This is a genomic window from Mesorhizobium waimense (assembly GCF_003601975.1).
Lineage (GTDB): Bacteria > Pseudomonadota > Alphaproteobacteria > Rhizobiales > Rhizobiaceae > Mesorhizobium > Mesorhizobium waimense.
In genome coordinates this window covers 131,149-156,159 of the sequence record NZ_QZWZ01000012.1, presented here as the reverse complement: position 1 = coordinate 156,159, position 25,011 = coordinate 131,149, and the positions used below count along the sequence as shown (strand labels likewise).

General features: G+C 62.8%; 29 protein-coding genes. 7 read left to right on the top strand and 22 right to left on the bottom strand.

The features are described from left to right. Positions 1-96 precede the first annotated feature (96 nt). Positions 97-1,326, top strand: coding sequence for a bifunctional 2-C-methyl-D-erythritol 4-phosphate cytidylyltransferase/2-C-methyl-D-erythritol 2,4-cyclodiphosphate synthase (locus D3227_RS17315; protein ID WP_120015294.1), 1,230 nt, complete (start codon positions 97-99; stop codon positions 1,324-1,326). Next, entirely contained in the window at positions 1,323-1,826 is a 504-nt protein-coding gene (locus D3227_RS17310) for a CinA family protein (RefSeq protein WP_120015292.1), read from the top strand. The genes D3227_RS17315 and D3227_RS17310 overlap by 4 nt, the downstream gene beginning before the upstream one ends. Here the strand turns inward: D3227_RS17310 and D3227_RS17305 are convergent. From D3227_RS17305 to eno, 12 genes are all read right to left on the bottom strand, one after another. Further along, positions 1,808-2,260, bottom strand: coding sequence for a type II toxin-antitoxin system RatA family toxin (locus D3227_RS17305; RefSeq protein ID WP_120015291.1), 453 nt, complete (start codon positions 2,258-2,260; stop codon positions 1,808-1,810). The genes D3227_RS17310 and D3227_RS17305 overlap by 19 nt on opposite strands. 12 nt (positions 2,261-2,272) lie before the next feature. Beyond that, the gene (lipA, locus tag D3227_RS17300) at positions 2,273-3,238 is read right to left on the bottom strand and encodes a lipoyl synthase (RefSeq protein WP_120015290.1); all 966 of its coding nucleotides are present in this window, start codon (positions 3,236-3,238) and stop codon (positions 2,273-2,275) included. 135 nt (positions 3,239-3,373) lie between these two features. Further along, positions 3,374-3,631 (bottom strand): GlsB/YeaQ/YmgE family stress response membrane protein, encoded by a 258-nt coding sequence (locus tag D3227_RS17295; RefSeq protein WP_120015289.1) that lies wholly within the window; start codon positions 3,629-3,631, stop codon positions 3,374-3,376. A gap of 102 nt (positions 3,632-3,733) precedes the next feature. Further along, positions 3,734-5,179, bottom strand: coding sequence for a dihydrolipoyl dehydrogenase (gene lpdA / locus D3227_RS17290; protein WP_120015287.1), 1,446 nt, complete (start codon positions 5,177-5,179; stop codon positions 3,734-3,736). Positions 5,180-5,198: 19 nt separating this feature from the next. Further along, complete coding sequence (locus D3227_RS17285; protein WP_120015286.1) at positions 5,199-5,837, bottom strand: SGNH/GDSL hydrolase family protein; 639 nt, start codon at positions 5,835-5,837, stop codon at positions 5,199-5,201. Continuing rightward, positions 5,834-6,259, bottom strand: a complete 426-nt coding sequence (locus D3227_RS17280; RefSeq protein WP_120015285.1) for a hypothetical protein — start codon at positions 6,257-6,259, stop codon at positions 5,834-5,836. The genes D3227_RS17285 and D3227_RS17280 overlap by 4 nt, the downstream gene beginning before the upstream one ends. 14 nt (positions 6,260-6,273) lie before the next feature. Further along, positions 6,274-7,638 (bottom strand): pyruvate dehydrogenase complex dihydrolipoamide acetyltransferase, encoded by a 1,365-nt coding sequence (locus D3227_RS17275; RefSeq protein ID WP_120015284.1) that lies wholly within the window; start codon positions 7,636-7,638, stop codon positions 6,274-6,276. A 53-nt stretch (positions 7,639-7,691) separates the two neighbouring features. After that, complete coding sequence (locus D3227_RS17270; RefSeq protein WP_120015283.1) at positions 7,692-7,970, bottom strand: hypothetical protein; 279 nt, start codon at positions 7,968-7,970, stop codon at positions 7,692-7,694. Between the two features lie 19 nt (positions 7,971-7,989). Further along, positions 7,990-9,375, bottom strand: a complete 1,386-nt coding sequence (locus D3227_RS17265; RefSeq protein WP_120015282.1) for a pyruvate dehydrogenase complex E1 component subunit beta — start codon at positions 9,373-9,375, stop codon at positions 7,990-7,992. A 15-nt stretch (positions 9,376-9,390) separates the two neighbouring features. Further along, positions 9,391-10,422 (bottom strand): pyruvate dehydrogenase (acetyl-transferring) E1 component subunit alpha, encoded by a 1,032-nt coding sequence (gene pdhA / locus D3227_RS17260; RefSeq protein ID WP_120015280.1) that lies wholly within the window; start codon positions 10,420-10,422, stop codon positions 9,391-9,393. 195 nt (positions 10,423-10,617) lie between these two features. Beyond that, positions 10,618-10,941 carry an FtsB family cell division protein gene (locus tag D3227_RS17255; protein WP_120015279.1) on the bottom strand — a complete coding sequence of 108 codons (324 nt, stop codon included), beginning with the start codon at positions 10,939-10,941 and terminating at the stop codon, positions 10,618-10,620. A 136-nt stretch (positions 10,942-11,077) separates the two neighbouring features. After that, complete coding sequence (gene eno / locus D3227_RS17250; protein WP_006205399.1) at positions 11,078-12,352, bottom strand: phosphopyruvate hydratase; 1,275 nt, start codon at positions 12,350-12,352, stop codon at positions 11,078-11,080. A 199-nt stretch (positions 12,353-12,551) separates the two neighbouring features. On the opposite strand from eno, the gene D3227_RS43755 reads away from it, so the two are divergent. Beyond that, positions 12,552-12,674: a hypothetical protein gene (locus D3227_RS43755; RefSeq protein ID WP_281034914.1), complete on the top strand. Its 123-nt coding sequence runs from the start codon at positions 12,552-12,554 to the stop codon at positions 12,672-12,674. A gap of 70 nt (positions 12,675-12,744) precedes the next feature. On the opposite strand, the gene D3227_RS17245 is transcribed toward D3227_RS43755, so the two are convergent. The 6 genes from D3227_RS17245 to D3227_RS43750 form a co-directional block, all read right to left on the bottom strand. After that, positions 12,745-13,110: a PRC-barrel domain-containing protein gene (locus D3227_RS17245; protein WP_120015278.1), complete on the bottom strand. Its 366-nt coding sequence runs from the start codon at positions 13,108-13,110 to the stop codon at positions 12,745-12,747. Between the two features lie 87 nt (positions 13,111-13,197). Further along, positions 13,198-13,401: a dodecin family protein gene (locus D3227_RS17240; RefSeq protein ID WP_120015277.1), complete on the bottom strand. Its 204-nt coding sequence runs from the start codon at positions 13,399-13,401 to the stop codon at positions 13,198-13,200. 74 nt (positions 13,402-13,475) lie between these two features. After that, the gene (gene kdsA / locus D3227_RS17235; RefSeq protein WP_120015275.1) at positions 13,476-14,306 is read right to left on the bottom strand and encodes a 3-deoxy-8-phosphooctulonate synthase; all 831 of its coding nucleotides are present in this window, start codon (positions 14,304-14,306) and stop codon (positions 13,476-13,478) included. After that, on the bottom strand, positions 14,303-15,175 hold the full coding sequence (locus tag D3227_RS17230) for a VOC family protein (RefSeq protein ID WP_120015274.1): 873 nt from the start codon (positions 15,173-15,175) through the stop codon (positions 14,303-14,305). The genes kdsA and D3227_RS17230 overlap by 4 nt, the downstream gene beginning before the upstream one ends. A gap of 288 nt (positions 15,176-15,463) precedes the next feature. Next, positions 15,464-15,751, bottom strand: coding sequence for a Dabb family protein (locus D3227_RS17225; protein WP_120015273.1), 288 nt, complete (start codon positions 15,749-15,751; stop codon positions 15,464-15,466). Positions 15,752-15,855: 104 nt separating this feature from the next. Beyond that, the gene (locus D3227_RS43750) at positions 15,856-15,990 is read right to left on the bottom strand and encodes a hypothetical protein (protein WP_281034913.1); all 135 of its coding nucleotides are present in this window, start codon (positions 15,988-15,990) and stop codon (positions 15,856-15,858) included. Positions 15,991-16,324: 334 nt separating this feature from the next. On the opposite strand from D3227_RS43750, the gene D3227_RS17220 reads away from it, so the two are divergent. Together D3227_RS17220 and D3227_RS41140 are read left to right on the top strand one after the other, a co-directional pair. Next, positions 16,325-17,596: an SAM-dependent methyltransferase gene (locus tag D3227_RS17220; protein ID WP_167480732.1), complete on the top strand. Its 1,272-nt coding sequence runs from the start codon at positions 16,325-16,327 to the stop codon at positions 17,594-17,596. Positions 17,597-17,622: 26 nt separating this feature from the next. After that, positions 17,623-18,045 carry a hypothetical protein gene (locus tag D3227_RS41140; RefSeq protein WP_147377617.1) on the top strand — a complete coding sequence of 141 codons (423 nt, stop codon included), beginning with the start codon at positions 17,623-17,625 and terminating at the stop codon, positions 18,043-18,045. A gap of 59 nt (positions 18,046-18,104) precedes the next feature. Here D3227_RS41140 and D3227_RS17215 read toward each other — a convergent pair whose 3' ends face one another. After that, a complete protein-coding gene (locus tag D3227_RS17215; RefSeq protein WP_120015272.1) occupies positions 18,105-20,084 on the bottom strand; it encodes a bifunctional 2',3'-cyclic-nucleotide 2'-phosphodiesterase/3'-nucleotidase in 1,980 nt (659 codons plus the stop codon). Between the two features lie 142 nt (positions 20,085-20,226). Further along, positions 20,227-21,492: an NAD(P)/FAD-dependent oxidoreductase gene (locus tag D3227_RS17210; RefSeq protein ID WP_120015271.1), complete on the bottom strand. Its 1,266-nt coding sequence runs from the start codon at positions 21,490-21,492 to the stop codon at positions 20,227-20,229. A gap of 167 nt (positions 21,493-21,659) precedes the next feature. Between D3227_RS17210 and D3227_RS17205 the strand changes: the two genes are divergently transcribed. Beyond that, positions 21,660-22,319, top strand: a complete 660-nt coding sequence (locus tag D3227_RS17205; RefSeq protein ID WP_120015269.1) for a 5-formyltetrahydrofolate cyclo-ligase — start codon at positions 21,660-21,662, stop codon at positions 22,317-22,319. Here the strand turns inward: D3227_RS17205 and D3227_RS17200 are convergent. Then, a complete protein-coding gene (locus tag D3227_RS17200) occupies positions 22,316-22,789 on the bottom strand; it encodes an Lrp/AsnC family transcriptional regulator (protein WP_006205413.1) in 474 nt (157 codons plus the stop codon). The genes D3227_RS17205 and D3227_RS17200 overlap by 4 nt on opposite strands. A 157-nt stretch (positions 22,790-22,946) precedes the next feature. On the opposite strand from D3227_RS17200, the gene ald reads away from it, so the two are divergent. After that, the gene (ald, locus tag D3227_RS17195; protein WP_120015268.1) at positions 22,947-24,062 is read left to right on the top strand and encodes an alanine dehydrogenase; all 1,116 of its coding nucleotides are present in this window, start codon (positions 22,947-22,949) and stop codon (positions 24,060-24,062) included. A 426-nt stretch (positions 24,063-24,488) separates the two neighbouring features. On the opposite strand, the gene D3227_RS17185 is transcribed toward ald, so the two are convergent. Continuing rightward, positions 24,489-24,956, bottom strand: coding sequence for a DUF1203 domain-containing protein (locus D3227_RS17185; RefSeq protein WP_120015266.1), 468 nt, complete (start codon positions 24,954-24,956; stop codon positions 24,489-24,491). Positions 24,957-25,011 lie beyond the last annotated feature (55 nt).

Below are 25,011 nucleotides of genomic sequence, written 5' to 3'. Positions count from 1 at the left end.
AGAACGGCGACAATGTGCAACGCGGAATGACGCCACATTAAGGCGCATTTGGGAAAATGCTGGCCTTCGCAATAAGCCGCGACTAAGCCTCTCGCCATGACAGACGCAAGCGAAAAACCTGCCGACGCGGCAAACGATAGGGTTGGCGTGGTTATCGTCGCCGCCGGTCGCGGCGCACGGGCCGGACAGGTCGACGGTCCGAAGCAGTATCAGAGCATCGGCGGCCGCGCCGTGATAGCACGCACGCTGGACACCTTCCTGGCGCATCCAAAAGTTGGCCAGGTGGTCGTCGCCATCCATGCCGACGACCGCGAGCTTTTTCGCAAGGCGGCCGGCGCCAATGCCGACCGGGTCATCGCCATCACGGGCGGCGATTCGCGCCAGGCCTCCGTACGGCTTGGGCTGCTCGCTTTGAGGGACCACGCGCCGGGCCGGGTGCTCATCCATGACGCGGTGCGCCCCTTCGTCGACGGCGGCTTGATCGAACGCACGATCGAGGCCATCGGCGAACGCCAGGGCGCACTGCCGACGCTCCCCGTCGCCGATACGCTGAAGCGCGAGTCGGCTGCCGGCATGATCGAAGAGACCGTGTCTAGGAACGGGCTGCATGCCGCCCAGACGCCGCAGGGGTTTCCGTTCTGGCCGATCCTGGCGGCGCATGAAAAGGCGCATCATCTGGGCAAGGCGGATTTCACCGACGATGCAGCGATCGCCGAATGGGCGCATATTCCAGTCAAGATCATCCCGGGCTCGCCCGACAATGTGAAACTCACCTGGGCAAGGGATATCGCCATGGCGGACCAGCGGCTTTCCGGCGAACGTCAGCACTTCCCGGACATCCGCACCGGCAATGGCTACGACGTCCACGCCTTCGAGCCCGGCGACCATGTCACACTCTGCGGCGTCGCCATTCCGCATGACAGGAAGCTCTCCGGCCACTCCGATGCCGATGTCGGCCTTCATGCCCTGACCGATGCGCTGCTCGCCACCTGCGGCGCGGGCGACATCGGCACGCATTTCCCGCCGTCCGATCCGCAATGGAAGGGTGCCGCTTCGCGCATCTTCGTCGAGCATGCGGCAAAGCTGGTGCGCGAGCGCGGCGGACGCATCGCCAATGCCGACATCACACTGATCTGCGAGGCGCCCCGCGTCGGCCCGCATCGCGAAGCGATGACGGCAGCCCTTGCTTCGATGCTGGGCATTGCGTCGGAACGGATCTCGATCAAGGCGACAACCAACGAAAAGCTCGGCTTTGTCGGCCGCGAGGAAGGCATCGCGGCGATTGCCACCGCCAGCGTCGTTTATCCGGGCGACGTTCCTGCATGAGCAACGACGGCCTCGCAAACGCCTTGCTCCAGGCCTGCCAGCGCCGCGGCATCATGCTGGCCACAGCCGAGAGTTGCACCGGCGGCATGATCATCGCCGCGCTGACGGATATCGCCGGCTCCTCCGCCGTGGTCGACCGCGGTTTTGTCACCTATTCCAACGAGGCCAAGATGGAGATGCTCGGCGTCTCCGCCGCCACGCTCGAGGCGCATGGTGCCGTGTCGCGCGAAACGGCACTGGAGATGGCAGAAGGTGCGCTGGTCCATTCGCGCGCCGGGCTGACGCTCGCCGTCACCGGCGTTGCCGGCCCGGGCGGCGGCTCGGCGGAGAAACCCGTCGGACTCGTCTGGTTCGGAGTCGCGCTGGCCGGCCGTCCTGTTGTCGCCGAGCACCGGCTGTTTGCCGGCAACGGCCGTGCCTTCATCCGCAGCGAGACAGTCAGGCACGCGCTCGAGCTCGGCCTGCACGCGCTTGGAGAAGATCAGGCTCTGGCGCCGTAAATGACGTTGGCGCGCTTCTCGAAGGCCTCGGAAAACATGCGGAAGCCGCGGTCGAACATCGTGCCCATCAGCACGCCGAGAATGCGGCTCTTGAACTCGTAGTCGATGAAGAAGTGGACCTCACAGCCGCGGTCGGCCGGGTCGAAACGCCAGATATTGCTTAAGTATTTGAACGGGCCGTCGATGTATTTGACGTCGATTGTGTTCTCGTCCGGCTTCAGCAGAACCTGCGTGGTGAAGCTCTCGCGGATCGCCTTGTAGCCGATGCTCATATCGGCGACAAGAATGGTGCGGCCATCGCGCTCCTTGCGCGAGCGCACGGTCAGTGCCTCGCACAGCGGCAGGAACTGCGGATAGGCCTCGACATCGGCGACCAGCCTGAACATCTCTTCCGGCGTATGGGCGACGCGGCGGGTGGCTTCGAATTTCGGCATGAAGACGGGATATCAGGCGGTTTTTCTGAGCTGCGCTTCGCGCGCCGCGCGCAGCCTGGCGAAATCGTCGCCGGCATGGTGCGAGGAGCGCGTCAGCGGGCTCGACGCCATCAGCAGGAAACCCTTGGTCTTGCCGATCGTCTCGAAGGATTTGAACTCCTCCGGCGTGACGAAGCGGATCACCGGATGGTGCTTCTTCGACGGCTGCAAATACTGGCCGATGGTCATGAAGTCGACATTGGCCGAACGCAGATCGTCCATCAGCTGCAGGATCTCGTTCCGCTCTTCGCCCAAGCCCACCATGATGCCGGACTTGGTGAAGATCGACGGGTCGAGCTCCCTGACCCGCTGCAGCAGCCGGATCGAGTGGAAATAGCGCGCACCCGGCCGCACCGTCAGGTAGTTCGACGGCACCGTCTCGAGGTTGTGGTTGAACACATCAGGCTTAGCCGCCACCACGATCTCCAGCGCGCCGTCCTTGCGCAGGAAATCCGGCGTCAGGATCTCGATCGTCGTCGACGGCGTTGCCGCCCGGATCGCACGGATGACCTCGGCGAAATGCTGCGCACCGCCATCGGCGAGATCGTCGCGGTCGACCGAGGTGATGACGACGTGGCTGAGACCCATCTGCTTGACGGCATGCGCGACGCGCGCCGGTTCGTCGGGATCGAGCGCGGTCGGGATTCCGGTGGCGACATTGCAAAAGGCGCAGGCGCGCGTACAGATCTCACCCATGATCATGAAGGTGGCGTGCTTCTTTTCCCAGCACTCGCCGATATTCGGGCAGCCGGCCTCCTCGCACACCGTGACCAGCTTGTGCGACTTCACGATCTCGCGCGTCTCGGCATAGCCCTTCGAGACCGGCGCCTTGACGCGGATCCAGTCGGGCTTGCGCAGCACTTCCTGGTCCGGCTTGTGCGCCTTTTCGGGGTGCCGCAGCCGCGGCGCATTGGCGATCGTGTCGAGAACAGTGACCATCTCAAACCCGGTTCATTGGCGAGCCCTGTCCGGGGCTCGCGTTCCAACGTCATCTAAGGCTTTTCGGCGCAAAGAAAAAGGTCATGCCGGCGCATGACGGCAGGGCCTTTTTCGCATAGCGGCATTCGGCCGGATCTAACGGCGCACCAAGCGTCCTACAAAGATCAGCAGGCAGGCACCGATGAAGCCGGTGATCAGATAGGCCAACCAGCCGACGCCGAAGGGCTCGATGCTGAGGGCTTTGAGGATTGCGTTCAGCACCACCGCGCCGACGATGCCCATAATGATGTTCATGAAGATGCCGGTGTTGCTCTTCATGACCATCTCGGCGAGCCAGCCCGCCAGACCTCCGATGATGATGGCTGCAATCCAGCCCACGCCATTCACGTCCATATGCCCACTCCTCGTATGATGGGGAAAAATGCATCCGCAAACGAACTGACCTGCCGTCGAGTTCCCAAGGCTTTCGCATCTGAGTCTCGCGCGGCCAATTTATCATGCGTTGAGCGCTCGGCCATAGGCGTCGAGCACGCTCTCCTTCATCATCTCCGACAGCGTCGGATGCGGGAAGATGGTGTGCATCAGCTCTTCCTCGGTAGTCTCGAGGTTCATCGCCACGACAAAACCCTGGATCAGCTCGGTGACTTCCGCGCCGACCATATGCGCGCCAAGCAGTTGCCCGGTCTTCTTGTCGAAGATGGTCTTGATAAAGCCCTGGTCCTCGCCAAGCGCGATCGCCTTGCCGTTCGCACCGAACTGGAAGCGGCCGACGCGGATATCCTTGCCTTCGGCCTTGGCCTTGGCTTCGGTCAGGCCGACCGAGGCGACCTGCGGGTTGCAGTAGGTGCAGCCCGGGATCTTCAGCTTGTCGGTAGCGTGCACGCCGGGGAAATTGGCGACCTTCTCGATGCACACCACGCCCTCATGCTCCGCCTTGTGGGCAAGCATCGGCGGTCCGGCGACGTCGCCGATGGCGTAGATGCCAGGCACGTTGGTCTTGCCATAACCGTCGACGACGACGCAGCCGCGGTCCGTCTTCACGCCGAGCGTTTCGAGACCGAGGTTCTCGATATTGCCCTGCACGCCGACGGCCGAGATCATACGGTCGGCGGTGATCTTCTCAACCTTGCCATCCTTCATCTCGACATGCGCGGTGACCGAATTGGCTGACTTCTCTACCTTGGTTACCTTGGCTTCGAGAATGATCTTCATGCCCTGCTTTTCGAACTGCTTCTGCGCGAATTTCGAGACCTCGGCATCCTCGACCGGCATCACCGCCGGCAACAGCTCGACCACCGTCACCTCGGCGCCCATGGTGCGGTAGAAGGAGGCGAACTCGATGCCGATGGCGCCCGAGCCCATCACCAGCAACGACTTCGGCATTTCCTTCGGCACCATCGCCTCGAAATAGGTCCAGATCAGCTTCCCGTCCGGTTCGATGCCGGGTAGCGCCCTTGGCCGCGCGCCCGTCGCCAGGATGATGTGCTTGGCGGTGTAGGTGCCCTCGGCCTTGACGCCTTTCGGCGCCGGCGGCTGCGGCTCCATTGGCTTCTTGGCTGTCTTGGAGACGACGATCTCGCCCGGCTTCGTAAGCTTCGCCTCGCCCCAGATGACGTCGACCTTGTTCTTCTTCATCAGGAAGGCGACGCCACCATTGAGGCGCAGCGACACCTTGCGCGAACGGTCGACGACGGCGGCAGTGTCGGCGCTGACCTTGCCGTCGAGCTTCAGGCCGTAATCCTTCAGATGATCCGAATAGTGCATCATCTCGGCCGAGCGCAGCAGTGCCTTGGTCGGGATGCAGCCCCAGTTGAGGCAGATGCCGCCAAGATGCTCGCGCTCGACGATCGCCGTTTTGAAGCCGAGCTGCGCGGACCGCACCGCCGTGACATAGCCGCCGGGGCCAGAGCCGATGATGATGACGTCGTAGGATTCAGCCACGGGTTTTCTCCCTGATTTTCTAGAGTTCCAGCATCACGCGCACCAGCGGTGCCAGCGCCTTGCCGATGTTTCGCGTGTTTTCGGCATCGAGGTGGACGCCATCGAGCGGCGTGGTCGTCGCCACCGTGCCGGCATCGAAGAAGCCGCAGCCGGCCTCGTCGGCAAGTGCCGAATATTGCGGTGCCAGCCGTTTTGACGCTTCGTCGCCGCCGGCGAACATTTCCTTGAACTCGGCATTGTCGGTGCGGCTGACCGCGGGCGGCGCAACGAGCAGGATCTGCGGCGCCGGCCAGTCGAACGGGTAGTCGTGGCCGCGCACGATATCGATCAGCCGCTGCATGCCTTGCTTGGCCGCGACCGGATTGCCGTGGATCCACGGCTTCATGTCGTTGGCGCCGAGCATGATGATGATCAGGTCGAGTGGCGCATGCGTCATCAGCACCGTCGGCAACAGTCTTGCGCCGTTGCGGTCGGCGCCGGCCAGGTGGTCGTCGAAGGCCGTGGTGCGGCCGTTCAGGCCGTCAGCGATGACCTCGATGTTGCCGCCCAAAGTTGCGCGCAGCACGCTTGGCCAGCGGTCTTCCAGCGCATGGCGGCCGAGGCTGGCGGCGTCATAGCCCCAGGTCAGCGAATCGCCAAAGCAGAGAATTGTCTTCATGCGTTTGTCCCACCCCTGCCGAACCCCGCCGCCGAGCCTTTGAGGCGCCAGCGCACGAACAGCCATTGCACGATGATCGCCACGACGCCGGGCAGGATCAGCCCGGCAACGATCGAAAGATCGCTTGCGGTCGCGCGGTTCTCGGCCGGCACGGAAAACGTCCAGCCGGCGAGCGCCAGCAGCGTTAGTGCGAAAACCGCAAGCAGCCACCACAACATCCGGTCGACCGCTCGAACCGGCTCGGCGCGGAACTGGACCAGAAAGAAGATTACCGTCACGACGATGATGATCAGGACCGTCGCCGCGAAAACCAGTATGTACTCTTCCGTCGCGCCGGTGAGGACGGCCAGTTCCTGCACCACCAGCCCGCCAGCGAGACCGGAAAGGATGAAAGCGAAAAGGCTGGTGAAGAATTTCCGCACCGCCTTTTCCTTTCCTAGACCAGCATGCCCATCGGGTTTTCGATCATGCGCTTGAAGGCGCCGAGCAGTTCCGCACCCAACGCGCCGTCGACGGCCCGGTGGTCGGTCGACAGTGTCACCGACATGACGGTCGCGATCTTGATCTCGCCGTTCTTCACCACCGCCCGCTCCTCGCCGGCGCCGACCGCCAGGATCGTCGCATGCGGCGGATTGATGACGGCGGCAAAGTCCTTGACGCCGAACATGCCCAGATTGGACACCGCCGTCGTGCCGCCCTGATATTCTTCCGGCTTCAGCTTGCGGCTGCGGGCGCGGCTGGCCAAGTCCTTCATCTCGTTGGAGATGGTGGACAGCGTCTTTTCCTCGGCGCGGCGAATGATCGGCGTGATCAGGCCACCGGGAATCGACACCGCGACGCCGACATCGGCGTGCTTGTGCTTGACCATGGCGCTGTCGGTCCACGACGCATTGGCATCAGGCACCGCCTTCAGCGCCATCGCCATTGCCTTGATCACCATGTCATTGACCGAGAGCTTGTAGGCAGGCGCCTCGCCCTTCTCGGTCTTCTTCACCGGTGCTGCCGCGTTGAGCTGCGTACGCAGCGCCAAGAGCGCATCAAGCTCGCAGTCAAGCGTCAGGTAGAAATGCGGGATGGTGCTCTTGGCCTCGACCAGCCGCCGCGCAATGGTCTTGCGCATATTGTCGTGCGGGACGAGCTCGTAGGAGCCTTCGGCGAACAGTTTTAGCACCTGATCGTCCGACATCGCCTTGGGCGCAGCAGCCGCGGGTGCGGGTGCGCCGGCGGGCGCTGCTTTCGCGGCCGGGGCCGCCTTGGCGCCACCACCGGCAATCGCCGCCTCGACATCGGCCTTGACGACCCGACCATGCGGGCCGGTGCCCGTCACCGCCGAGACATCGACGCCGGCATCCTTGGCAATGCGCCGGGCAAGCGGCGACGCGAAGGTACGCTCGCCAGCCGCGTGGCCATTGGCAACCGGCGCCGCTTCTGCTTTGGGGGCCGGCGCTGCAGCGGGTTCCGACTTCGGCGCTTCGGCCTTGGCAGCCTCAGCCTTGGGTGCCTCCGCCTTCGCCGGCGCGGCAGCGCCGCCGCTCTTGGCAGCTGCTCCTGCATCCTCGCCTTCGGCCACAAGCACCGCGATCAGCGCATTGACCTTGACGCCTTCGGTGCCGGCTGGAACGACCAGCTTGGCAACCGTGCCTTCATCGACGGCCTCGACCTCCATAGTCGCCTTGTCGGTCTCGATCTCGGCGATCACGTCGCCCGGCGAAACCTTGTCGCCCTCTTTCACAAGCCACTTGGAAAGATTGCCCTCTTCCATCGTGGGTGAGAGCGCCGGCATGGTGATGTTGATTGGCATAGGTATCCTTCTCCCAAGCGAAATGCGTTCACCGTATCAACGGCAAGCAGCGCTTATACAGACAGCGAAAGAGTCCTCCCCCCAATCGGTCTGCCGATCGACCAAGCGAGGAAATAGTTGAGTGCTAGGAAAGAGGCGATCAGTCCTAGAATGCCGCCACCCCACCCACTTACTTTCTGAAGAAGTTGCCGATCAACGCCGGCCATCGCTCCAATAAAACTGACGACAAATCCGAACACAAAACCACAGATAAAGCCGAGAAGAATGCCTGTCAGCCCTGCGCGCCAGAAAATAGCCCAGGCAATCCGTCGTGTCTCTTTCGCAGTCGCCACCGCAACCTCCCCCTAATCATCAGCGATACGTGACGGCTTTGACCGCCTCGACGACCTCGCCGATATTCGGCAATGCCAGCTTTTCGAGGTTGGCCGCATAAGGCATCGGTACGTCCTTGCCGGCGACGGTGATGACTGGCGCGTCGAGGAAGTCGAAGGCACGCTGCGACACCTGGTTGGCGATATGGTCGCCGACCGAGCTCTGCGGGAAACCTTCCTCCACCACGATCAGGCGGTTGGTCTTCTTCACCGAGGCGATGATGGTGTCGAAATCGAGCGGCCGGATCGACCTCAGATCGATGATCTCGGCGTCGATGCCCATGCCGCGCAACTCGGCCTCCGCCTTGATCGCATAGGTCATGCCGATGCCGAACGAGACGATGGTGACGTCCTTGCCCTGTTTGTGGATGCGCGCCTTGCCGATCGGCAGCACGAAATCGTCAAGCTTCGGCACGTCGAAGGACTGGCCGTAGAGGATTTCGTTCTCAAGGAAGATGACCGGGTTCGGATCGCGGATCGCTGCCTTGAGCAGGCCCTTGGCGTCGGCGGCCGTGTAGGGCATCACCACCTTCAAGCCCGGAATGTGGCTGTACCAGGCGGCATAGCACTGCGAGTGCTGGGCGGCGACGCGGGCCGCGGCCCCGTTCGGTCCGCGGAAGACGATCGGCGCGCCCATCTGGCCGCCGGACATGTAGAGCGTCTTGGCGGCGGAGTTGATGATCTGGTCGATCGCCTGCATGGCGAAGTTGAAGGTCATGAACTCGACGATCGGCTTCAGCCCGGCCATCGCCGCACCGACTCCGACGCCGGCAAAACCGTGCTCGGTGATCGGCGTGTCAACGACGCGGCGCGGCCCGAACTCCTGCAGCAACCCTTGCGTGATCTTATAGGCGCCCTGGTACTCGGCAACCTCCTCACCCATGACGAAGACGTCGCCGTCGCGGCGCATTTCCTCGGCCATGGCGTCGCGCAACGCTTCGCGCACCGTGGTCGAGACCATTTCGGTGCCGGCCGGAATGTCCGGATCGGCGGCGATTTCGGTCTTCGGCGCCGCCGCGACAGGTGCCGCGGCCTCGCTCTTGGCGGCAGCCGGCGCAGGCGCCGCTGTTTCAGCCTTGGCAGGTTCTTCGCCGATGCCCTCGCCAGCCTTGTCGACATCTTCGCCATCGACCGCAAGCACGGCGATCACCGCGTTGACCTTGACGCCTTCGGTGCCGGCGGGAACCACGATCTTGGCAATCGTGCCTTCGTCGACGGCCTCGACCTCCATCGTCGCCTTGTCGGTTTCGATCTCGGCGATCACGTCGCCGGCGACGACCTTGTCGCCTTCGTTCTTCAACCACTTGGAAAGATTGCCCTCTTCCATGGTCGGCGAGAGAGCGGGCATGAGAATTTCGATCGGCATGTCCTTGCCCTCCCCTTACAGTACGATATCGGTCCAGAGCTCGGACGGATCCGGCTCTGCGTCGTTCTGGGCAAAATCGGCGGCGTCGGCGACGATGTCGCGGACTTCCTTGTCGATGGTCTTGAGCTCGTCCTCGCTTGCCCATTTCTTGTCGATCAGCCGCGCCTTGACCTGCTCGATCGGGTCATGCTCGGAGCGCATCTTCTGCACTTCTTCCTTGGAACGATACTTCGCCGGGTCGGACATCGAATGGCCGCGATAGCGGTAGGTCTGCATTTCGAGGATCAGCGGACCGTTGCCGGCACGGCACCATTCGGTGGCGAGGTCGGCGGCGGCCTTCACGGCGCGCACGTCCATGCCGTCGACCTGGATGCCTGGAATCTTGAACGAGGCGCCGCGGTGCGAAAAGTCGGTCTCGGCCGACGAGCGCGACACCGAGGTGCCCATGGCATAGCGGTTGTTCTCGATGATGAAGATCACCGGCAGCTTCCACAGCGAGGCCATGTTGAAGCTTTCATAGACCTGGCCCTGATTGGCGGCGCCGTCGCCGAAATAGGTCAGTGAAACATTCTTGTTTTCGCGATACCGATTAGCGAAGGCGAGCCCGGTGCCGAGCGACACCTGCGCGCCGACGATGCCGTGGCCGCCATAGAAGTGCTTCTCCTTGGAGAACATGTGCATGGAGCCGCCCTTGCCCTTCGACAAGCCGCCGCGGCGCCCGGTCAATTCGGCCATAACGCCGCGCGGCGACAGTTCCATCGCCAGCATGTGGCCGTGGTCGCGGTAGGCGGTGATCATCTGGTCGCCGTCGATCAGCGCCATCTTCATGCCGGTGACGACCGCTTCCTGGCCAATATAGAGGTGGCAGAAGCCGCCGATGAAGCCCATGCCATAAAGCTGACCGGCCTTCTCCTCGAAGCGGCGGATGAGCAGCATGTGCCGGTAGGCGGCAAGCTCCTCGTCCTTGGTGAAATCAGCTGGCTTGGGGGCGGAAAGTCCCGATGATTTTACGGATTTGGCAGGCGCTTTTCTGGCGGCGGTGGCCATGCATCACTCCCTGTTGGCGTCTCTTTGCGGACATTAGAGCAGGATGAAATCTGCTCTGAGGGAGATCAGCTCTCCCCACCGATTTGAGCAAGGCTAACATGCGGGAAAGCGTTTCGCCATGCAGAAAAATGCATGGCTGTCATGCGTCTAAGCGATTAAAATCATTGAAAATAACATCGATTAACTGAGTTTCAGTTATTTCGCTGAGGCCGGCAGCATGATGGTGATTTCGTCGGCATGAGACACATTGAGCGCCTTGCGCGCCTGCTCGTCAAGCATGTCCTTCTCCAGCGTACCTTCATGCATCAGCTGGACACGGCGCTCGAGGTCGACCCGGCGCGCCTTGATGGCATCGAGTTTGCCCTGCAGATCGACCGCCTGGGCCTCGAGCTGGTACTTGGAGTAGATACCGAACTCGCCATGGTAGGCGTGGAAGCCGAAATAGGCCAGAAACAGCACGCAGAGCGAGGGGATGATCAGCCGGCCGGTGTTTCTCTGCTTGTGCTGGCGTGTCCACATGGCGCTCGTCCTCTCAACGCCTCTTTCTCGCCGATTGTGCTTAATGGACGGTTACGGACGACCGGATTCGGCAGCCGCGAAAAACAAAAGGGCGGGAATGTTCCCGCCCTTTTCGTTGCTGGACATGGTCCGGAGATCAGCTTTTCACGATCGACTTGCCGGCATAGCGCGCCTGCTTGCCGAGCTCTTCCTCGATGCGGATAAGCTGGTTGTACTTGGCCATGCGGTCGGAGCGCGACAGCGAGCCGGTCTTGATCTGCCCGCAATTGGTGGCGACCGCCAGATCGGCGATGGTCGAATCCTCGGTTTCGCCCGAGCGGTGCGACATGACGGCGGTATAGGCGGCCTTGTGCGCGGTCTCGACCGCATCGAGCGTCTCGGTCAGCGAGCCGATCTGGTTGACCTTGACCAGGATCGAATTGGCGACGCCCATGCGGATGCCGTCGCGCAGCCGCGCCGTGTTGGTGACGAACAGATCGTCGCCGACCAGCTGCGTCTTCTTGCCGATCAGGTCGGTCAGGATCTTCCAGCCTTCCCAGTCGTCCTCGGAGAGGCCGTCCTCGATCGAGATGATCGGATAGTCGGCGGCGAGCTTGGCCAGGTACTTGGCCTGCGCCTTCGGATCGCGGGTCTTCTTCTCGCCTTCATAGACGTAGTTGCCGTCCTTGAAGAACTCGGTCGCCGCACAGTCGAGACCAAGCGCCACGTCCTCGCCCGGCTTGAAGCCGGCCTGCTCGATCGATTCCATGATGAAATCGAGCGCCGACGGCGCGCTCTTGAGGTTGGGAGCAAAGCCGCCCTCGTCGCCGACATTGGTGTTGTGGCCGGCATCCTTCAGCTTCTTGCGTAGCGTGTGGAAGATCTCCGAGCCCCAGCGCACGCCGTCGCGCAGCGTCGGCGCGCCGATCGGCAGGATCATGAATTCCTGGAAGTCGATCGGGTTGTCGGCATGGGCGCCGCCATTGATGATGTTCATCATCGGCACCGGCAGCACATGCGCCTTGGCACCGCCGACATAGCGGTAGAGCGGCAGGCCGGCCGCTTCGGCGGCAGCCTTAGCGACCGCCAGCGACACGCCGAGGATGGCGTTGGCGCCGAGCCGGCTCTTGTTGGGCGTGCCGTCGAGCTCGATCATGGTCTGGTCGATATGGATCTGGTTTTCGGCTTCCATGCCGCCGATCGCCTCGAACAGCTCGCCGTTGACGGCCTCGACGGCCTTGAGCACGCCTTTGCCGAGATAACGGGGGCCGCCGTCGCGCAACTCGACCGCCTCATGGGCGCCGGTCGAGGCGCCCGAAGGCACCGCGGCGCGGCCCATCGAGCCGTCCTCCAGCACCACATCGACCTCGACGGTCGGATTTCCACGGCTGTCCAGGATTTCACGCCCGACAATGTCGATGATGGCGGTCATTTGCGATGTCCCCGATTGATCGATTGAAGCGTCGCGCCCCTCTTAGCCAAAGCGCTGCAAAAGGCAATCGGGCGGCTCGCAAATAGTGCCGCTGCGCCGATTCACGAAGCGCAAATTTCTGTCATCATAAGTCATGCGCGGCAAACTGGTTTTTGGTCTATGATTCTCCCGCGCGGGGCGAAACAGGAGGAGTTTCGCCATGTCCCAGTTGAGCGGTATCGTGAGTTTGTTCCTGATCGCGGCGGCGTTCCTGACATCGTGCGACAGCCAGAAGCCACCGCAGGGCGCGGTGCAATTGTCGACCCTCAACGCAGCGGAGTAGGTTGTCTTCGCAGAAAAGGGCCCCCGCCATGCGGGGGCCCTTTCGATTCCAGCTGGGCTGGCTCAGCCGGTCAGTGCCAGTAGGGGGCGACCTTGTAGTAGTCGTATGACGCATCGCGCGCCAGTTCGCCGTCAGCGCCCGTCAGTTCGTTGATCGAATAGGCCGGAGCTGATTTCAGCTGCTCCTTGGAGAACGGCACGACATAGCCGCCCTTGTCCTCGTCATAGTCGAGGCTTGCCCATGGGATGGCGTGATACTTCTCGCCGATGCCGAGAAATCCGCCAAAGCCGATTACCGCGAACATGATGCCGTTCGAGGTCTTGTCGAGCATGACGTCCTCGATGCTGCCGATGTGCGTGCCTTCGGTGTTGTAGACCGACGTGCCGATGACGCGCGAGGCTGCAATGGCTTCGGTATGCCCGGTCTGGGTTGTCATGGTGTGCTCCTCTCTGTCTCTGCCACTATGCATTGACAATGAGGGCCGCTGACGAAGGTTCCAGACTTTTCTTCGGCTTCGTTTGGTTTACTCAGCCAGAATGAAAGTGACCTTCATATTGACCCGGTAAGCGGCGATCTTGCCGTCCACGACGACGATCTTCTGGTCCTGGATCCAGGCGCCCTCGACGTTCTTGAGGGTCTTTGCGGCGCGCGCAATTCCCTTCTCGATAGCGTCCTGAAAGCTCTTCTTGGACGACGATGTGATCTCGGTGACGCGGGCGACGGACATGGCTTCCTCCTGCCAAGACGCTAAGTTGCAAGGCAAGCCTACAACCGGCTCCGGCGGACGACAAGCGCGGGCGACTAGCCCTTGGCGACCCGGTCGAACGCCATCAGCCTTTCGAGCAGCGCCGGCAGGTCCTTGAGCGGCACCATGTTGGGACCGTCGGAGGGCGCGTTGTCGGGATCCTGATGCGTCTCGATGAACACGCCGGCGACACCGACCGCGGCCGCGGCGCGCGCCAGCGTCTCGACGAAGCGGCGGTCGCCACCTGTGGATCCGCCCTGCCCGCCCGGCTGCTGCACCGAATGCGTGGCGTCGAAAATCACCGGCGCGCCGATCTCGGCCATGATCGGCAGCGCGCGCATGTCGGAGACCAGCGTGTTGTAGCCGAAGGATGCGCCGCGCTCGGTGACCAGCACATTGGCATTGCCTGAGCCCGTCACCTTGGCGACGACGTTCTTCATGTCCCATGGCGCCAGGAACTGGCCCTTCTTCACATTGACCACCTTGCCGGTCTTGGCTGCGGCGATCAGCAGATCGGTCTGCCGCGACAGGAAGGCCGGTATCTGCAGGATGTCGACATGCGGCGCGACCAGCGCGCACTGCTCTTCGGTGTGGATGTCGGTCAGAATTGGCAGCGAGAATTCCTTGCGCAAATCGTCGAACACCGGCAGCGCTGCATCGAGCCCGGCGCCGCGCGTGCCGCCGAGCGAGGTCCGGTTGGCCTTGTCGTAGCTGGTCTTGTAGACGAGCCCGATGCCGAGCTTCCCGGTCAGTTCCTTGAGCGCCCCGGCCATGTCGAAAGCGTGCTGGCGCGATTCCAGTTGGCACGGTCCGGCTATCAGCGACAGCGGCGCTGTGTTGGCGAACACGACCTTGCCGACGGTGACTGACGAATTGGGCTTGCTCATGGGGTCTCCCGGAAAATAACGGCTGCGCCCTGTCCGGACGCCGGCGGCACGACAATTTCATTGCCGCGTATGTTGTGTTCAACAGACCCGGCTGCAAGCAGCCTTGCAACGGTGTCGGCACTGCCTACCGAAAGGACGATCGCCGCAAAACGAAGTTGCGACGGCGCTCCGGCCGGAATGCCGAAGCGGGTGGCAAAGGCGGCAGGATGCAGGATGGTCAGTTTTGCATTCGGCAACTCGAACACATCGCCATCCTTGCCCTGCGAGCCGGCGGTGATCGAGATCAGCCGGCGCTGCCCCGCGGGCAGATCGCTGACCGCCACGACTTCGGAAATGCCGGTGACGCCATTGGCATGGGCCTGCAGTGCTGTGCTTATCGGCGCATTGATCCGCTCGCAAGCGAACAGGAACGCATCCGTGGCCGCGTCGCCTGCAGCGAAGGCCAGCTTGAAGGACGCGGTGTCGCTCTTGCCGCTCGCATCGCTGAAAGCCCGCGAAAAAGTCAGTTCGTCTCCGGCCGACAGGCCGGCTTCGACATAGCGCGCGTGATCCGCATCGGCGTCGGTCGTTCCGAGGACTAAGGCGGAGAACCCTTCATTGCCAAGTCCGTGGCGATAGAGGCGGTCGCGCGCGACGAACACATTGCCCTCTGCGATCGCGCTTGCCGCCGCCTGTCTATCGCCGACCGCGAGTGGCTCCAGATAGGTGCCGTCGGCGAAGAAGACGCAGCAATTTTCCGTGCCGAACGGATGGATGCCGGTCGGTGCCACGACAAAGCCAAGCGAGGCAAGTCGCGCCCGCGCGACATCGAGGCTTACGGTCGGCAGCACAAGGTGATCGAGCGGGTGAGCCGGGGGCGTTTTGGTCATGGGGGTGCGGTGTGCATCATTCCCAAGGCTGGTTCAAGAGCTTCAACTCATGCACCCTGGCATCGGTTGCCGTCCCTGATCGCACTTGCAGTCGCCGGGAAGCAACCCTAGGTCACAACCATGAAGAGAATCGTCCTCATGGCAATGGCGGTTGCAGCGATCGTGGTTGTCGCCGCACTGGTGCTGAGCAAGCGGCCGGGCGTCGACCCGGCCGAGACTTCCGCCGTCCAGACGGAATGAGACCGTTCATCCCATGCATTCGAGCGCATTGCAGCAGCCGAATTTCGCTCAGGCAGCCACGACATCGGCTGAATAACGCAATTCGCGCAATGGTTTGACCCGGCTGGTCGTCTCGGCGTAGAGCGGATGCGCCTTGTAGGCTGCGAGTGCGGCATCATCTTCGAATTCGGCATAGACGACCACGTCGATCGCATCCGAGAGCGGATCGACTTTGGTGTTGAGGGTCACTTCGAAAAGGCTGGAATGCGGGATCTTGCCCAGCGCCATCAGTCCATTGCGCACGGCTTCCACATCCTCTTTGCGCCGGGCGCTGAAGAAAACGATATGCCGGATCAACCCAACCTCCTTGATCGGTATGCGCGGGTGTTTTGTGCGAGGGCAGCCGTCGCGTCAACGGGCAACGATGTCGCGCCAGGTCCTTTGGAAGGCGGATGTCGGAGTTAGGCCGCGCCGGTGACGTAGCGCACGATGCGCGACATCTCCCTGACCGTGTAGTCGAGGTAGCGGCCCTCATTGTAGAGGCCGTCCCAGATCAGGAAGAAGGTGAAGCCAACGATCACGATTACATAGCGCATGGCTAAAACTAACGCATATGGTTGGGCGCAACCATAGCGATTCCAATCGCCACGGACACTCTCCAGCGGATTTTCGTAACGCCGGATCCGGTTGCCTGGAGATGCCGTGCTGGCCGCTTGCCTCTTGAAGTTCCCGTTGATGAAGTGGAAGATTGTCGTGGGAATTCACAGGGAAGCGCGAAAACCCTTGAGGGCGCGTTTTCATTCGAGCCCGCCCGCTGCCGAATCGGCCAGCTGCCGTGATCGGGGAGCGGAGTTCGAGCCTGGCGAAGGAACCGCAAGAGGGTGGGAGCCGGCATATTGCGCCAGCTCTGCGGAAGTTCAGGGGCGTGACATGACCTACAGCGAACACAAGAGCGGTGGCCCGGGCGGCATGGCCCTCGGCGACGCGGTAAAGCTCGACGAGTTCAACTTCGCCGAGATCGTCAAGGGGCTGCCGGCCAAGGCACGCATGGTCCTGTCGGCCGCCATGAACCTGCCGCGCGGCTCGCTCAAGGTCAGGATGCCGGACGGTCGCGCTGTCCTCGTCGGAGGCAAGGGGCCTGGCCCCGACGCCGAACTGGTACTGAAGAACTGGCGCCTGCCTGGCCGCGCCTTTTCCGGTGGCACGATCGGCGTCGCTGAATCCTACATGGACGGCGATTGGGAAAGCCCTGACGTGACCAGTTTCCTGGAGCTGTTCGTGGTCAACTCGGCCATCGGCGAGCGTGCCGCCGGCGGCGCCAATTGGCTGATCAACACCGTCCAGCGCATCCGTCATTGGTTCAACGACAACACCCGCACCGGCTCGAAGCGCAATATTTCGGCGCATTACGATCTAGGTAACGCCTTTTACAAGCAATGGCTGGACCCGAGCATGACCTATTCGTCGGCGCTCTACGCGACCGGCGCCAACGATTTGGAAAGCGCGCAAGCCGCCAAATACCGCGCGCTGGCCAAGGACACCGGCATCGGCAAAAAGGACCACGTGCTCGAGATCGGCTGCGGCTGGGGCGGCTTTGCCGAATTCGCCGCGCGCGAGATCGGCTGCCGCGTCACCGGCTTGACCATCAGCCGCGAGCAGCACGATTTCGCCAGGGAGCGCATCCACAAGGCCGGGCTTGCTGACAAGGTCGACATCAAGCTGCAGGACTATCGCGACGAGACCGGCACCTATGACCGCATCGCCTCGATCGAGATGTTCGAGGCGGTCGGCGAAAAATACTGGCCGGTGTTCTTCGCCAAGATGAAGGCCTGCCTGAGACCCGGCGGCACAGCGGGCCTGCAGATCATCACCATCAACGAGGATGCCTACGACACCTATCGCGCCCGCCCGGACTTCATCCAGCGCTACGTGTTCCCGGGCGGCATGCTGCCGACGCCGTCGATCCTGAAATCGCTGGGAAGAGACCATGGCCTCGCCCATCTGCGCGAGCGCGTCTTCCCGGACGATTACGCCCGCACGCTCGCCGAATGGCGCCAGCGTTTCTGGGGATCCTGGGAAAAGATCGTCCCGCTCGGCTTCGACGACCGCTTCAAGAAGCTCTGGGAATTCTACCTGCACTATTGCGAAGCCGGCTTCCGCGCCAGCTACATCGACGTCCGCCAGGTGGTCTACAGGGCCTGATGCGTAGCTAGGAGAGCGGTGATCGCATGAGCACGAATTGCTCATGCGATCGTGATGAAACCGCGATCGGACATCGGGCGTTTCCTGCTGTCCGCCGCTTGGCACTGCATCATATCAAAACGAGCGCGGAGCATCCTTGGCAACAGGAGGCTTCCTTGAACCGAACCCAGATCGCCGCCGGGCTGTTGCTTGCCGTAATATCGGCAACCGCAGCTCAGGCGAAATCGTCCATACCGACCGTCACCAACGACCCGCTGGGCTCAAACACGAGCGCGACCCTCACACCTGGAGTCAGCGACCTCATCAACAACACGCCGACATCCTCCATCCCGGCAATCCATCACCCAAAGGGGATGACGCCCTTGACGGTTCCAAGCGATCCGCTGGGCGTTTCCATCCAGCCCGCGTTCCCTGGACCGATCACCGCTCCCGCGACCGGCTCGCCGTAGATTGCCCCTTGCTGGGGTCCGAGCCGGGCCGCCAGCCGGGCAACAGGCTGAGTGCTGCCTCAAAGAGCGATGCGGTACTTTGCGAACCCCGCTTCGCCCTCGCCTGCCGGCTCGATCTTCAGGGACTTCACCTCGGCGATAAAATCCTTCGCCTTGGGTCCGGTCTCGAACACGACGCTGGTTCCCGACAGCGGCGCGAACGACCAGTTGTTATCAGCGGATGGGTTTATCGTACCCTCGCTGATGATGTAGCGCACGATCACGTCGCGGTTGGTGTCCGGCGCCTCATAGATGATCTTCGAGGCATTGATGTCGGGGAAGTTGCCGCCGCCGCCGGCACGGTAATTGTTTGTGGCCACGACGAATTTCGCTGCGGGATCAATCGGTTTGCCATCGAACATCAGATCGACGATACGGCTCGCTCCCGGATTCGCCAGCCCGCCCTTGGCATCGTATTTCGGGGGCTGCGACAGGTCTATCTTGTAACTGACGCCGTCGATCACGTCGAAATTGTAGGAGGGGAAATCGGTGTTGATCAGCGGTTCGTCAGCCTTGCCCGCCTCGATCCGGTTGAAGATACCGGTCGACATCTCCAGCCATTCCTTGACTTGCGCGCCGGTGATTTCAACCGCCCGCACGGTATTCGGATAGAGATAGAGATCGGCGACATTCTTGATGGCGATGTCGCCCACCGGCACGTCCGTATAGTAGTCGGCACCGCTGCGCCCACCGGCCTTGAAGGGAGCGGCGGCCGACAGCAGCGGCACGTCCTTCCATTCGGTGCTCTTGAGGATGTCCTTCAGGTACCAGCTCTGCGCCTGGTTCACGATCTGCACCGATGGATCGTCGGCGACCAAAGCGAAATAGGAATAGAGCGGCGCCGAGGTCTTGCCGACCGGACGGCGCACATAGGCGAGCGTTGCCTCATGATCCTGCTCCAACGCCGCAATGATGCGCTTGTCGTCGCCGACAGTCGCCTTGTTCTTGTTGTCGACCCGTTCATAGATCGGCCGCGCCTCGGAAGTCGCCGAAACGACCCGCCATTTCGAGCCGTTGCGCTCCAGCAAAAGATCGATCAGGCCCATATGCGAGCCCCAGAACCCGCCCATCACGGCGGGCTTGCCCTGCAGCGTGCCCTTCTTGGCGTCGACGGCCTCGAGCGATTGAAAGTCCTTCTTGCCGGGGAAGACGAGATGCTGGTGGCCCGTGAACACGGCGTCGATGCCCTCAACGCCGGCGACGAAGAAGGAGGCGTTTTCCATCATGTCGCCTTGCTTGATGTCGATGCCGGAATGCGAAAGCGCAATTACGATGTCGGCGCCCTGCTCCTTGATCTCGGGCACCCAGGCCTTGGCAGCTTCGACGATATCGCGCGTCTTGACGTTGCCTTCGAGGTTTTTCAGGTCCCAGACCATGATCTGCGGCGGCACGAAGCCGATGATGCCTATCTTGATCGGCTGCTCGGCGCCGGAGCCATCCTTGATCTTCTTGTCGAGGATAACATAGGGCTTGAGGTAGAGCTTGTCGTCGCGCGGATTGGCGGCGAGCTGGGTGCCGCGGATCAGGTTCGCGCAGACAAATGGAAAATTGGCGCCGGCCAGCACCTTGTCCAGGAACGACAGGCCGTAGTTGAATTCGTGGTTGCCGAGCGTCGAGCATTCGTAGCCGAGCAGGTTCATGCCTTTCATGATCGGATGCAGGTCGCCGTCCTGCATGCCTTTCTCATAGGCGATGTAGTCGCCCATCGGATTGCCCTGCAAAAGGTCGCCATTGTCGATCAGCATCGAGTTGACCGCTTCCTTGCGCACCGCATCGATCAGGGAAGCCGTCCGCGACAGGCCCATCGTGTCGTTTGCTTTGTCGGCGTAGTAATCATAGGGCAGCACGTTCACATGGATGTCGGTCGTCTCCATGATCCTGAGATGCGCCTGGTTGGCCTGAGCGCGGGCTGAGAACGGGTGCAGCATGATCAGCGCCCCGGTTGCGGCGGCGCCCGCCAGCAGTGCGCGGCGGGAGACAGGGTGGAGCAGTTGGGACATTGTTTTTTCCTGTTTCGACAATGCGACAAGCCCCTACCCCCGAAGCGAAAGCTTCGCGCTGAAATCCGGCCATGTCCATCGGGAATCCAGTCGATCAGCAAAAGGTGACGGGCGGATGAAACATCTGCCTGGGACGAAAAAGTCAGCCCTTGTCGTCGTCGCCCTGGGTGATCAGCCGTGCACTGCGCTGGCCGGTCGCATAAATCCATAGCCAGCTAAGCGAAACCGCCAGCCGGTTGCGAAAGCCGATCAGGAAGTAGATGTGGGCGATGCCCCACAGCCACCAGGCGGGCCAGCCGGTAAGCTTGATCCAGCCGAAATCGATGACCGCTGCACGCTTACCGATCGTGGCCAGATCGCCGTCATGCTTGTAGCGGAACGGCCGTGGCGAGGCATTGCCGGCAAGCCTGGCCTTGATGGTCGCGGCGACATGCCATCCCGCCTGCTTGGCCACGGGTGCCACCCCCGGCACTGGCTTGCCATCCGGCCGCAGGACATGCGCTGCGTCGCCGATAACGAAGATTTCTGGGCTGCCCGGCACGGTGAGGTCGGGCTCGACGAGCACCCTGCCCGCTCGGTCCGCTGCCGCCCCCAGCCATTCGGCGGCCGGCGACGCGGCGACGCCTGCCGCCCACAGGATTGTCCGGGCCGGCAGGACTGTGTCGCCGAAGACGACGCCCTCGGCATCGCAGCGTGTCACCGCGCCGCCGAGTTCCACCTCGACGCCAAGGCGCTCGAGCGCCTTCCTTGCATAATCGGAAAGTTCAGGCGCGAAATTGGCAAGGATGCGGTCAGCCGCCTCGATCAGCACCACGCGCGTCTGCCGCGTGTCGATGTTGCGGAACTCGCCGCGCAGCGTGTCGCGCGCGAGCTCGGCAATGGTGCCGGCCAGTTCCACGCCGGTCGGCCCGCCGCCGACGATCGCCAGCGTCAGCAGCGCCTTTCGCTTTTCTGGATCGGTTTCCCGCTCGGCCTGCTCGAAGGCGAGAAGGATGCGCCGCCGGATGGTCGTCGCGTCCTCGAGCGTCTTCAGCCCAGGCGCAAAAGGCTCCCATTCGTCATGGTCGAAATAAGCGTGTCTGGCGCCGGTGGCGAGCACCAGCGTGTCGTAGGCAACCGCGCTGCCGTCGTCGAGCAGCACGCGCCCGCCGGCGCGGTCGACGCCGCTGACATTGGCGAGCAGCGTCGTCACGTCCTTGCGCTTGCGCAAGAGATGACGGATCGGCCACGCCACCTCCGAGGTCGCCAGCGCCGTGGTCGCCACCTGATAGAGCAGCGGCTGGAAAAGATGGTGGTTGCGCTTGTCGATCATGGTGATGCGCACCGGCACACCGGATAGCGCCCGGGTGAACTCGAGACCGCCGAAACCCGCGCCGACAACGACGACATGATGGCTGGCTTCGTTCATCTCATTCACCCCATGGGCGCATAAATTCACCAGCTTCGATATAGGCATTATTGTGCACTGCAACAATGCCTCGACTGCCCGGGACTCGCCGCTCGATGTCGTGAATGCACATGCCGGCCAGCTCATGCGGGGTATAGCCTCTCCGGACTGGATGACGGGAGTGAAGCATGGCCAACGATCGTGACGGCGAAGGTCCGGCGCAGTATTCCTCGCCGCCCTGCTTCATGCACGAACTCGATCCGGAATTCCGCGCGCCGCTCACCGACTGGACCGATGTGCGGCGCTGGCGCAAGGCCGAGCGCGAGCGGCTGATCGCGGCGCGACTGACGGTTTCCGCCGACATGCGCACGGCAATGTCGCAGCGTATCGCCGAAGGCCTCGACGCGCTGATCGGCGACATTGCCGGCCGTCTGGTCAGCCTCTACTGGCCGTTTCGCGGCGAACCGGATTTGCGGCCATGGATAGCGTCCATCAACGAGCGCGGCGGCCACACGGCGCTGCCCGTCGTCATCGAGAAGGGACAGCCGCTGGTCTTTCGCGCTTATGTCCCTGGCGACCGGCTGGAGAAAGGCGTCTGGAACATCCCGATCCCGGCCGAAGGCCATCCGGTGCTGCCGGACATCGTCATCTCGCCGATCGTCGGCATCGATCCCCAAAACTATCGCCTGGGTTATGGCGGCGGCTTCTTCGACCGCACGCTGGCCGCGATGCCGTTCAAGCCTTCGATCATCGGCGTCGGCTACGAACTCCAGCGCATCGCCACCATCTACCCGCAACCACACGACATCCCGATGGATCGGCTGGTGACGGAGGCTTTCAACGGCTAGGCCATCTCCGGCCTCAGCCCGACGGTCGTCCTGTCGACGATCTCGCGCAAGGCGAAGGACGAATTGATCTTCGTCACATGCGGCATGGCTGACAGCCATTCCTTGTGGATGCGCTCATAGTCGACCAGATCCTTTGCCGCGATGCGCAGGATATAATCGTACTCGCCCGACATTAGATGGCAGGAAAGCACGTTCGGGCAACGCTTGATCGCGGCCTCGAAATCCGACAGCGTCTTCTCGAATTGCCCCGACAGCGATATATGCACGATCGCCGTCATCTGGTGGCCGAGCGCGGCATTGGAAAGCCGCGCGTGGTAGCCGCGGATGGTGCCGGATTTTTCCAGATTGTCCAGCCGCCGCGAACAGGCCGACTGCGACAGGCCGACCTTCTCGGCGAGCGCCGCGTTGGGTATCCGCCCATCCTTCTGCAATGTCTCCAGAATGGCGATATCAATCCTGTCGAGCGGCATTCTTCGGGATTCCTTCGAATATCTTGATATTTCGCGCAACGATTATCGAAGCATGCCGGCTAGCGCAAGCGCATTCGCAAACACCTGCGCAACGATTCATGGTTCACTGGGTTCATACAGGGAACGCGCCCTTAAAGGGCCGGATCAGGAGAAGAAAATGCGCGTCGGCTGCCCCAAGGAAATCAAGAACCACGAGTACCGCGTCGGCCTGACGCCGGGCTCGGTCCGCGAATATGTCGCGCATGGCCATGAAGTGCTGGTTGAGACCGGCGCCGGTGCCGGCATCGGCGCCGACGACAACGCCTACCGCGCCGCCGGAGCCACCATCGCCAAGACGGCGGCCGACGTATTCGCCAAGTCGGACATGATAGTCAAGGTCAAGGAGCCGCAGCCAAACGAGTGGGTCCAGCTGCGCGACGGCCAGGTACTCTACACCTATCTTCATCTGGCTCCGGATCCGGAGCAGACCAAGGGCCTGCTGGCTTCCGGCGTCACGGCGATCGCCTATGAGACGGTCACCGACGACCGCGGCGGCCTGCCGCTGCTGGCGCCGATGTCGGAAGTCGCCGGCCGCCTGTCGATTCAGGCCGGCGCCACCGCGCTGCAGAAGGCCAATGGCGGCCGTGGCGTGCTGCTCGGCGGCGTGCCCGGCGTTCTGCCCGGCAAGGTCACGGTGCTTGGCGGCGGCGTCGTTGGTCTGCATGCCGCCAGGATGGCGGTCGGCCTCGGCGCCGACGTCACCATCATCGACCGTTCGATCCCGCGCCTGCGCCAGCTCGACGACCTGTTCGCCGGCCGCGTCCATACCCGCTACTCGACTGTCGAGGCGCTGGAAGAGGAATGTTTTTCGGCCGACATCGTCGTCGGCGCCGTGCTGATCCCGGGTGCCGCCGCGCCCAAGCTGGTGACGCGCGAAATGCTGTCCGGCATGAAGAAGGGTTCGGTGCTGGTCGACGTCGCCATCGACCAGGGCGGCTGCTTCGAGACCTCGCACGCCACCACCCATGCCGAGCCGACCTACGAGGTCGACGGCGTCATCCATTACTGCGTCGCCAACATGCCGGGCGCGGTGCCTGTCACCTCGGCCCATGCCCTCAACAACGCGACGCTGCATTACGGCCTGCAGCTTGCCGACAAGGGTCTGAAGGCGCTGGTCGACGACCACCATCTGCGCAATGGCCTCAACGTCCACAAGGGCAAGATCACCAACCGCGCGGTGGCCGAAGCGCTCGGCTACGAGCTGGTCGAGCCGAAGGCAATGCTCGCCGCCTGACGCGCAAGCAAGAGCTTCCTCCCGTCTCGCCCGCCGGTTCGTTCCGGCGGGCTTTTTCTTGCCGGCAAAAGCGCGCAACAAAAAAGCGGAGCCAAAGCCCCGCTTCCTCGATGTCGAGATGCGCCGCCGGTTCATCCGCGGTCGGCAATCGATCGACGACTACCTTTTAGCGCGCTTATGCGACGGGAGTACGACAGCCGTCACCGACATTGCGCTCGGCCGCCATGACCAAACACGCGCTGTGTGAAGCATTTCACATTCGGCGTTCGAAAACTGTGCCTACACAGGTGTCGTTCCCTGACGGCTCGAGCCGCCTCCCAGACGCTGGCGAATACCAGTCTTTGCCGGCTGCTTCGGCCGCAGCTTCTGTCGCGACTATTTTCCCAACCGCCCGCCAGATCATCGGCGGGCGTCTTTTTGCGCACCTCAGGCGCGCTCGATCCGGCACTGGTAGCAATTGTTGCGCGCCGAGCGGACATGGACGTAAGCGATGTCGTCGCGCTCGAACAGCGCCTCGGCGCGTGCCGCGATTGCAGCCGTCGGGATGACGCCGCCGCTGCCGTAGACGATGCGGTCATCCCGGCCGTAGCCGCGCACGATGTAGTCGCTGCTTTCCAGCATGTCGGGGAGCGCCCCGGCCTCAGCCGCGCGCTCGCATTCTTGCGCATGCAGAAAGATCGGCCCGGTCTCGGCGTAAGGCTGCAGTTCCGGAAACGGCCGGTAGGCCAGGATCAGATAGGCATCGCCGGCGGCGACGTTCCTGAGGCAATGCCGGCACGGCACGCCGTCGCCGTCGGAAATGCTCCGCTCGGGCCTGTGGCCGTAGGCGTCAGGCCCACCGCACTGCAAGGCTCTCACATCTTCCGTCGGCAAGGCTTTGAACTGGATGGTCATGACGAAATCTCCGGTGTTGTGACCGAAAATTATGCCTGCCAGGCGGCATCTCCCA